This window comes from Tenacibaculum dicentrarchi (genome assembly GCF_964036635.1).
GTDB lineage: Bacteria > Bacteroidota > Bacteroidia > Flavobacteriales > Flavobacteriaceae > Polaribacter > Polaribacter dicentrarchi.
Genome location: NZ_OZ038524.1, coordinates 1,335,983 through 1,345,000, shown reverse-complemented (window position 1 = coordinate 1,345,000; position 9,018 = coordinate 1,335,983). Strand labels below are relative to the sequence as shown.

4 protein-coding genes and 2 rRNA genes (1 of these 6 running past the window's edge) are annotated in these 9,018 nt (G+C 32.2%); 2 read left to right on the top strand and 4 right to left on the bottom strand.

Going from position 1 to position 9,018, the window contains the following annotated elements; genetic code table 11:
* Positions 1-968, top strand: a 23S ribosomal RNA gene (locus ABNT14_RS05900); it begins 1,908 nt to the left of the window's first position.
* A gap of 106 nt (positions 969-1,074) precedes the next feature.
* A 5S ribosomal RNA gene (gene rrf, locus ABNT14_RS05895) occupies positions 1,075-1,183 on the top strand.
* 493 nt (positions 1,184-1,676) lie between these two features.
* Here the strand turns inward: rrf and ABNT14_RS05890 are convergent.
* The 4 genes from ABNT14_RS05890 to ABNT14_RS05875 form a co-directional block, all read right to left on the bottom strand.
* Positions 1,677-3,881: a SulP family inorganic anion transporter gene (locus ABNT14_RS05890; RefSeq protein WP_101903779.1), complete on the bottom strand. Its 2,205-nt coding sequence runs from the start codon at positions 3,879-3,881 to the stop codon at positions 1,677-1,679.
* 1 nt (position 3,882) lies between these two features.
* Positions 3,883-4,710 carry a universal stress protein gene (locus ABNT14_RS05885; RefSeq protein ID WP_101903778.1) on the bottom strand — a complete coding sequence of 276 codons (828 nt, stop codon included), beginning with the start codon at positions 4,708-4,710 and terminating at the stop codon, positions 3,883-3,885.
* Positions 4,711-4,799: 89 nt separating this feature from the next.
* Positions 4,800-6,506 carry a DNA polymerase III subunit gamma/tau gene (dnaX, locus tag ABNT14_RS05880; protein WP_101903777.1) on the bottom strand — a complete coding sequence of 569 codons (1,707 nt, stop codon included), beginning with the start codon at positions 6,504-6,506 and terminating at the stop codon, positions 4,800-4,802.
* A 100-nt stretch (positions 6,507-6,606) separates the two neighbouring features.
* On the bottom strand, positions 6,607-8,937 hold the full coding sequence (locus ABNT14_RS05875) for a TonB-dependent receptor (RefSeq protein ID WP_101903790.1): 2,331 nt from the start codon (positions 8,935-8,937) through the stop codon (positions 6,607-6,609).
* Positions 8,938-9,018 lie beyond the last annotated feature (81 nt).

Sequence of the window (9,018 nt, the reverse complement as noted above, 5' to 3'; positions counted from 1 at the left end):
CGGCCGTAACTATAACGGTCCTAAGGTAGCGAAATTCCTTGTCGGGTAAGTTCCGACCTGCACGAATGGTGCAACGATCTGGACACTGTCTCAGCCATGAGCTCGGTGAAATTGTAGTATCGGTGAAGATGCCGATTACCCGCAGCGGGACGAAAAGACCCCGTGAACCTTTACTATAGCTTCGTATTGGTTTTGGATAAGTAATGTGTAGGATAGGTGGGAGACTATGAAGCGGCGTCGCTAGGCGTTGTGGAGTTGTCCTTGAAATACCACCCTTTGCTTATCTAGAATCTAACTCAGCAATGAGAACAGTGCGTGGTGGGTAGTTTGACTGGGGTGGTCGCCTCCAAAAGAGTAACGGAGGCTTCTAAAGGTTCCCTCAGCACGTTTGGTAACCGTGCGTAGAGTGCAATGGCATAAGGGAGCTTGACTGAGAGACATACAGGTCGATCAGGTACGAAAGTAGAGCATAGTGATCCGGTGGTTCCGCATGGAAGGGCCATCGCTCAAAGGATAAAAGGTACTCCGGGGATAACAGGCTGATCTCCCCCAAGAGCTCACATCGACGGGGGGGTTTGGCACCTCGATGTCGGCTCGTCACATCCTGGGGCTGGAGAAGGTCCCAAGGGTTGGGCTGTTCGCCCATTAAAGTGGCACGCGAGCTGGGTTCAGAACGTCGTGAGACAGTTCGGTCTCTATCTGCTGTGGGCGTTAGAAATTTGAGTGGATTTGACTTTAGTACGAGAGGACCGAGTTGAACTAACCTCTGGTGTATCTGTTGTTCCGCCAGGAGCATTGCAGAGTAGCTACGTTGGGAAGGGATAAGCGCTGAAAGCATATAAGCGCGAAACCCACCACAAGATGAGATTTCTTTAAAGGGTCGTGGAAGATTACCACGTTGATAGGATACAGGTGTAAAGGCAGTAATGTCATAGCCGAGTATTACTAATAACCCATAGGCTTATGTAGAAAGTCTTGCGCTCGTAAGGGCGCAAGCGAAACTCTTTTTGATAATTTATGATATAATTTTTACCAATATGTTAACTTATACAGTTGAAATATACTGAAACGATTTAAGGTGATTATCGCAATGGGGCTCACCTCTTTCCATCCCGAACAGAGAAGTTAAGCCCATTTGCGCCGATGGTACTGCCAATGGTGGGAGAGTAGGTCGTTGCCTTTCTTTTAAAAAACCTCAATCTTTAAAGATTGAGGTTTTTTTTGTGTCTTATTTTTTTGTTTTTCTAAAAAAAAATATAAAGATTAGTTTATTTACAAAGTTAAAATTCTTATTAAATAGTAGTGAGTTAGACCTCACAGGTTTTGAAACCTGTGAGGTCTTTTTTGTTTTATCGTAGTCCCTTTTTGATGGGATGCTGAACTAACTAAATTCAGCATGATGTTTGTTTAATTTTTGAAGGAAAAAATTACTCGTACTCGGACTAACAGGGTAGAGATTGGTGGAATTATAATTGATGTATCGATTTATGAAAATTAGCAAAAATGCCTAGCCCCGATTGAAGCTTTGTTTGAGCTCTTTTTTTGATTTTTCTTCAAAAAAAAGCGAGTCCGGAAAGCGGGAAATTGCTTCAAAAAAAAATCGATAATAAGGAGATTAACAGTTACTTATTCTTATTATCGATATATAAAAATTTTTTAAAATTTTTTAAAATATACTATTTGTAAATAGTGTTTTTTAAACGAACTCCGAAATTGGCAAGTGTTTTTATTTCTTTAATACCTGCTAATCGTTCTCGACCGATAACTAATAAACCTTTATTGTTTGATTCAATATGATAGTATTTATTGCTTTCAAAGAATAAAACAAGTTCGTCTGTGAAAAAACTTTTTATTTGAGAAGCATTTTTTCCAGAAAGATAAAATCGTTTAGAAAAATCAGGATGATTGTCTATGTTAATGTCTTTAAAACCTGCAAAATGATAAATGTATTCGAAAATCCCTTCTTTGTCTAAAGTGAATTCAGGAGTGTTTTTTTCAATGTCAATATACATCATAGTGACTTTAATAATTTGTTTAGCAATTAATTCTCCTTCTGAAAATTCAACGTCAAATAATATACAGTTATCATTAGATAAAATATTAGATATATTACTTATTTGGCGAGTTTTAAAGTAACCAAAATCTGGAATTTTAGTTAGAGCTTCTTTTGCTGAAATATTATACGACCATTTTAATTCGTTAGAAATTTTTTGTAATGATTTTTGTCGTTTTGTTAAATTAGATGATCTAGTATTATTTTCAACAGGTTCAATAGGGTTATTTTTACGTAAAGCAAATGGATGGGCGCTTTCTGTTTTATAACCATCTAAACCAATAACTTCAAAATAACCACCTTTTCGCTTAAAGGTTTCTGCGTAATTATTTAAATTTTCCATAACAGAATGATCTATAAAATCACATAAAGAAAAATCAATAATTGCTTCTTCAGTTTCAGGTATTTGATCTAATTTTGATTTTAATTTTGTGAAGTTTAAAAAACTTGCGAAGTTTTTTACTGAAACATAATATTTTTCATCTTCTTTAAACATTAAAACATTTGGTTTTAATAGGTTTGTAATAAAAAACATAATGTTTTTATTAATAAAAACATGAATGATAAAAGTAATAAAAATACCCACTAAAATACCCGTAATTAAATTGGTAGCTATAGTAGTTAATAGGGTTGCCAAAAAGATAATTAATTGCTCTTTTCCTATTTTAAATACTTTAACAATATTTTCGGGTGATGCTAATTTATAACCTGTATATACTAATATTGCTGCTAAAGCTGGTAATGGTATTTTTCGTAATTCGGTAGCGAAAAGTAAAATAAATACTACTAAAAATAATGCATGAAAAAAGTTTGCTGAACGATTACTTCCTTTGTTATTTACATTAACAGAGCTTCGTGCTATTACCGTTACAACATTTAAACCACCTAGAAGACCACTGATTACTGTGGCTAAACCTAAGGATCTGATGTCTTTATTAACGTTAGAACGACGCTTTAAGGTATCTAATTTATCTACCGCTTTTATACTTAATAAACTTTCAATACTAGCAATTAATGTTATGGAAATTACTGCATTTATAAATTCAAATTCATAAATTTTATCAAAATTAGGAAAAGCAAAGCTCGATAAAACATCGTTGGGTAACTCTATTAATAAACTTTTATCAATAGGGTATGGGCTTACTGAAAATAAATCATAATAGTAGTACATACCAATACTTAAAACAACAATCCACATAGGAGCAGGGATTAATTGAAAGTATTTATTACGTATTTTACTGTAAAAAACCATGATTAATAAACTAACAACACCAACTAAACCTGCACAAAAAATACTGGTGTTATCGGTTTTTATAAAATCAATGATTCCGCTAGGCATTTGTAAAAGTAAGTCTATAATACTTCCTTTTGCATTTAAATTACCCAGCATTACATGTATTTGTTTGGCAAAAATACCGATACCTATAGCTGCTAGCATTCCTTGAATAGCGGAGGATGGAAAATAATCTCCTAAAGCTCCCATTCGAAGAAAACCAAGAATAATCATGATAATTCCTGAAATAACAATGGCCGCAAGGGTATATAAATATCCTTGATGCATATTGCCAGCTCCTAAGGTAGTTATTGCTGCTAATACAACAACAACTAATCCATTTCCAGGACCTGTAATTGTTACATTAGAACCTCCCAAAATAGCAACAACAGTACCTCCTACAATTGCAGCAATAACTCCTGAAATTGGTGGTGCCCCTGATGCTAAGGCTAATCCGAAACCTAAGGGAAGGGCTATTAATGATACTACGAAACCTGCAAAAATATTTTGAGGTATTTCACTTAAAAATGTTTTAAAACGTTTTGATTTTCCCATTTTACTTAACTATTAAAACATCTGTTGGTAATTCGGATAAGATATATTCAATATCATGCGGAAATATTCGATCTAAAAGCCCTATTTTTTTAGGGGCACTTATAACCAATAAATCGGCTCTTTTTACTTTTGCATAATGACCAATAGAATATCCTCTACGACCAAAAATATTTTGTGTTTTTATGATAATATCAGCTGTTTTAATGTGTTTTAGCATTTTATTTACACGTGCATCTTCACGTTTTTGCACACGTTCTTTGGTTAGTGTTGCTTTACGTAATGATACGTCATCACTTACGTTTACGTTTAATTCGGCAGCACTTATTTCTTCAACAATAGTAACTCTTTTGCAGTCTAAACTTGTAGCGAAATTAAAGCCTGTTTTAATGGTTTCTTCTGTTTTTTCGTCTTGTAAACCACTGATAACAATGTGTTTACAGGGCGCTCTTTCTGTAGATGGTTTTATTAATAATAATACAGAGCAAGGAGCTTTACGGGTAAGTTTTCGGGCAATTGAGCCTACATAATAGGTGTATATTTTTTCTTTTTGTAAAGCACCCAGTATTAATAGATCTACTTTTTCTTGTGTTGTTGTTTGTAAAATTACATCAACGGGTTTTCCTTCTTGCCAAATAACTTTTAAAGGTTTTTTTAGGGTAGGGGCCTCACTTAATAAGTGTTGTAGTTGTTTTTCTTTTTCGTCAGATTTTTGTCCGACGTGAACTCCAATTAATTGTGCATTAAACATATTTGACAAGCGAATGCTCTCAAATAAATTAGCTTTTAAATTGGGGGAAAAAGCAATACCAATAAGAATGTTTTTTATCAAAGTATAAATTTTAAAAAGCCCTAATATATAATTTTCTGACTGTTTTAAAAAAAATAGAGGATTAAAAATAAATAAGCATTAGATAGTTACTAAATATCTAAGCCAAAAATACTTTTTAATTTTTCTATTACAGGATTTTTCTCTTTTAATTTGGTATATTTTTCTTGAGGAGTATAGGCAAATTTTTTCTGTTCAACTTCATTAACTATAATTTTTAAATGAATTGCATAATTATTTAATTTTTCACGCAAAAATCGAGTAAGTTTAGCTTTAATACGTTCTAATTGGGTTTGCATCAATTCATTTGGGATAGAAAAAGTAATTGCATATTCTTTTGCTAAAACAGGTTGGTTAGAGGCTAAAACTGAAGCAATACTAAGATCGCCTAGTTGTTGTGTTTTTAAAGTGTATGCTTTCCAAGCATCTTTAAGTTCTTTGTCTGTAAAAAGAGTTTTAGGATGGTTTTCAAAATTTTCAGAATCATACTCTGTATTTTTAACCACTGGTTTTTGATGAACACTTTTTAAAGATAAGCCTGAAGTGCGGCGTTTTATATTTTTTAATAATGGTTTTGATGATGGTTGACTAGTAGCGCTAATTAGCGGCTTTATTGGAGCCGCTGATACTTTTACTGTTTGTTTTACAATAGGTTCTGCTGTGTTATTTTTTACTGGAGATAAAGAAGTAAAAAAAGTAGCTGGAATTATGTAGTTGCTAGATTTTTTTTTTGCTCCATCAAAATTGATAGAGGCTATTTGCATTAAGGTTAATTCTACTAGCAATCGTTGGTTTTTACTGCCTCGATATTTTAAATCGCAATCGTTTGCTTTGTCAATTCCTGGGAGCAGAAACTGCATACTTGCTTTTTTTGATTGTTCAAAATATTTTTTCTTAGTAGTATCACCAACTTCAAGTAAAGAAATAGTAGTGGCATCTTTTGCAACCAACAAATCTCTAAAATGAGATGCTAATCCGTTTATAAAATGATGACCTTCAAAACCTTTGTTTAAAACAGCATTAAAAGCCAGTAAAACTTGTGGAATTTTTTGTTCAATTAGTAAATCAGTAATTGTAAAATATACGTCATAATCTAACACGTTTAAATTTTGGGTGACTGCCTCTCGAGTTAAGTTTTTCCCTGAAAAACTAATTACTCTATCAAAAATAGACAAAGCGTCACGCATGGCACCGTCTGCTTTTTGAGCGATAATATGCAGCGCATCATCATCTGCTGTAATATTTTCTTTAATGCAAATGGTTTTTAAATATTCTTTTGCATCTAAAACACCAATACGTTTAAAATCAAAAATTTGACAACGAGATAATATCGTGGGAATAATTTTATGTTTTTCGGTAGTTGCTAAAATAAAAATAGCATGGGCTGGAGGCTCTTCTAGGGTTTTTAAAAAGGCATTAAAAGCCGCTTGAGAAAGCATGTGAACTTCATCAATGATATATACTTTGTATTTTCCTGTTTGTGGAGGAATACGAACTTGATCGGTTAAATTTCGGATGTCATCAACAGAATTATTTGATGCTGCATCTAATTCAAAAATATTAAAAGCAAAATCTTCATCAGTTTTAACTGTTGTATTGTCTTCTTGATTGATGCGTTTTGCTAAAATACGCGCACAAGACGTTTTTCCAACACCTCTAGGACCTGTAAATAATAATGCCTGGGCTAAATGGTCATTTTTTATAGCATTTTCAAGCGTGTTTGTAATTGCTTGTTGCCCAACTACATCTTCAAAAATTTGAGGACGATATTTACGTGCTGATACTATAAAATGTTCCATTTAATTGCTCCTTTTTATACTTACAAAAATAGAAAAACTCCGCTATAATAGCGGAGTTTTTTACATTTATTTAAAAATCATTTTAATTTTTAAATAAAAATTAAATCGTAAAATCAATTCCAAAAACAATATTTCTACCAGCATTTAAAATAGCGTCTGATTTTAAACGGGATAAATGATTTATATATTTTTTATCAAAAATATTTTTAACACTAATTGATGTTGTAAATTTATATTTATGAATAAAAACATCACCGCCAATACCAAAATTAACCAAACTATAGCTAGGTGTTTTTGTTTCAAAAGAGCTTATGTTTTTTTGTTCAAAAGAAGAATGAATACTTAACGAAGTATAGCCGTTTTGTAACCATTTCGTGTTTAAAACTTCGGTTCTAAGCGTGTTTTTTAAGGTATTTGCCGGTATTAATGGTAAATAACTGTTTTCGTTTTTTGTGTTATTTCGTTTACCGATAACTGTTTCAAAACTACTTTCTAAATGCAACCAATCTAAAGGGTGTGGGTGTAAATGAACTCCAAATTCACCACCGTATAATTTAGCATCTTCTTGTAAATAGGTATAAACAGGTGCTTCATCTTCAATTTTACCCGTTGGCGATAAATAAATATAATCATTTATTTTATTATAAAATCCGTTGGCAAAAACCTCAAAATGTTTCGATTTATAATCAAAAGAAATATCTAATTGCAGGTTTTTTTCGTTAGATAAATCATTATTTCCTTGTTCAAATCGATTGGTTCCGTGATGAACACCATTTGATGTTAATTCGGCTAAATTGGGAGCTCTAAATCCGTTAGCGATATTTATACGAGTATTTATATCTTTAAAAAGTAAGGTTTTAAAACCTAAGGAAGCTGTAAAACTATTAAATTGTTTATCTATTGGATTAAAAATATGAACTTCATCTTCATGCTTAATTTCATGTTTTTCGGTTTTTATAGCCCTATTATCGAAACGAATTCCTCCTTGTAATTTAGTGGTTTCGTTTACATCAAAATTAGCGGTTGTAAAAACACCAAAATCATTAATAGTTGCATCAGGAATTAATAATTCGTCACCAAAATTAGTGTTTGTTTGATGCAAACCTTGTGTTCCTAAAAGAATTTCAAAATTTTTCATTTTAGGAAAATGATATTTCAAATTATAGCTAAATGTTTTTAGCTCCATATTTAAGGCCGGCTCATTATTTGCGTGTTCGTCATGCTCCTGATGGTCATCGTGATCATGATCTTCGTGATTCGCATGGTCATCGTGTTCGTCTTCATGCTCATGTTCATCATCATGATGTTCATGTTCGTCTTCAAATTCTTTTCTACTATTGATTGTATATCCTAAATCGATATCTAATTTTGAAGCGTTAAAAAAAATGTGATTATGCAAGCTTATAATATGGTTATTAATATCTTGATACGGGTTTTCAAGGGCTGTTTTTTTGGTTTGTGTTCCAATTCCTTCTGTTAAACCTAGTTTTGAGTTATTAAAATTATAACGCAATGCTGATGAGAAGTTTTTTTGATGAAAACCAACACCTAATTTCAAATCTTTTTCTTTAAAACGAGTATTAGTAACACGATATGAAGGTGTTTTGTAATCAGAATGAATTCCATATGTTCCACGAGCTAAAAATTGCCATTTTTCAAGAGATGATTTAACACCTAACGACATATTACTTCCCATTGTATTGGTAAAATAACGCTGATTAACATTGGTTTTAGTGGTGTTTTGCGAAGCAAATTTTTCTGGTTGAATATATAAAACTCCTCCTAAAGCATCGGAACCATAAAGAAGCGATGCAGGTCCTTTTATTACTTCAATACCTTGAATACCAGATTGGTTAATACCTAAACCATGTTCGCCACCAAATTGTTGATTTTCTAATCGAATTCCTTGGCTATACACTAAAACACGGTTACCGCTTAAACCTCTAATTACAGGTTTTCCGATAGATGCGCCTGTTGATATTTGAGAAACTCCTGCAATATTTGTAATTCCTTCTATAAGTGTCGTAGCACCTGTTCTATGCAATGCTTTTGCCGATAATCGCTCAACTTTCATTACATTTTCAGATTGTAATTTATTAAAAGGCGTAGAAATAATTATTTCATCAATTTTAAAAATAGCTTCTTCTAGTAAAGGATTAAAAATTTGGTTTTCGTTATTAAAAATAAATGTTTTTGAAACATTTTTAAAACCTAAATAATTAAATGTAATGGTTATTTTACCGTTAGGAATATGATTAAAAGTGTAGTTTCCTTGCGCGTCTGAAGTAACGCCTTTGTGCAGTTGTTCTGCATAAATTTCAACACCTAATAAAGGGTTTTTATTAATGTCTGTAATTTTCCCTGAAACTTTATTTTGTGCATACGAGTTTGAAATCCCTATTAAAAATAGGAAAAAGATTATTTTTTTCATTAAATGTTTTTTATGAATATTTTTATTAATAAAATTTTTATAAATCATCCTTAAAATGATTATAAAGCGTTGTAATACGTA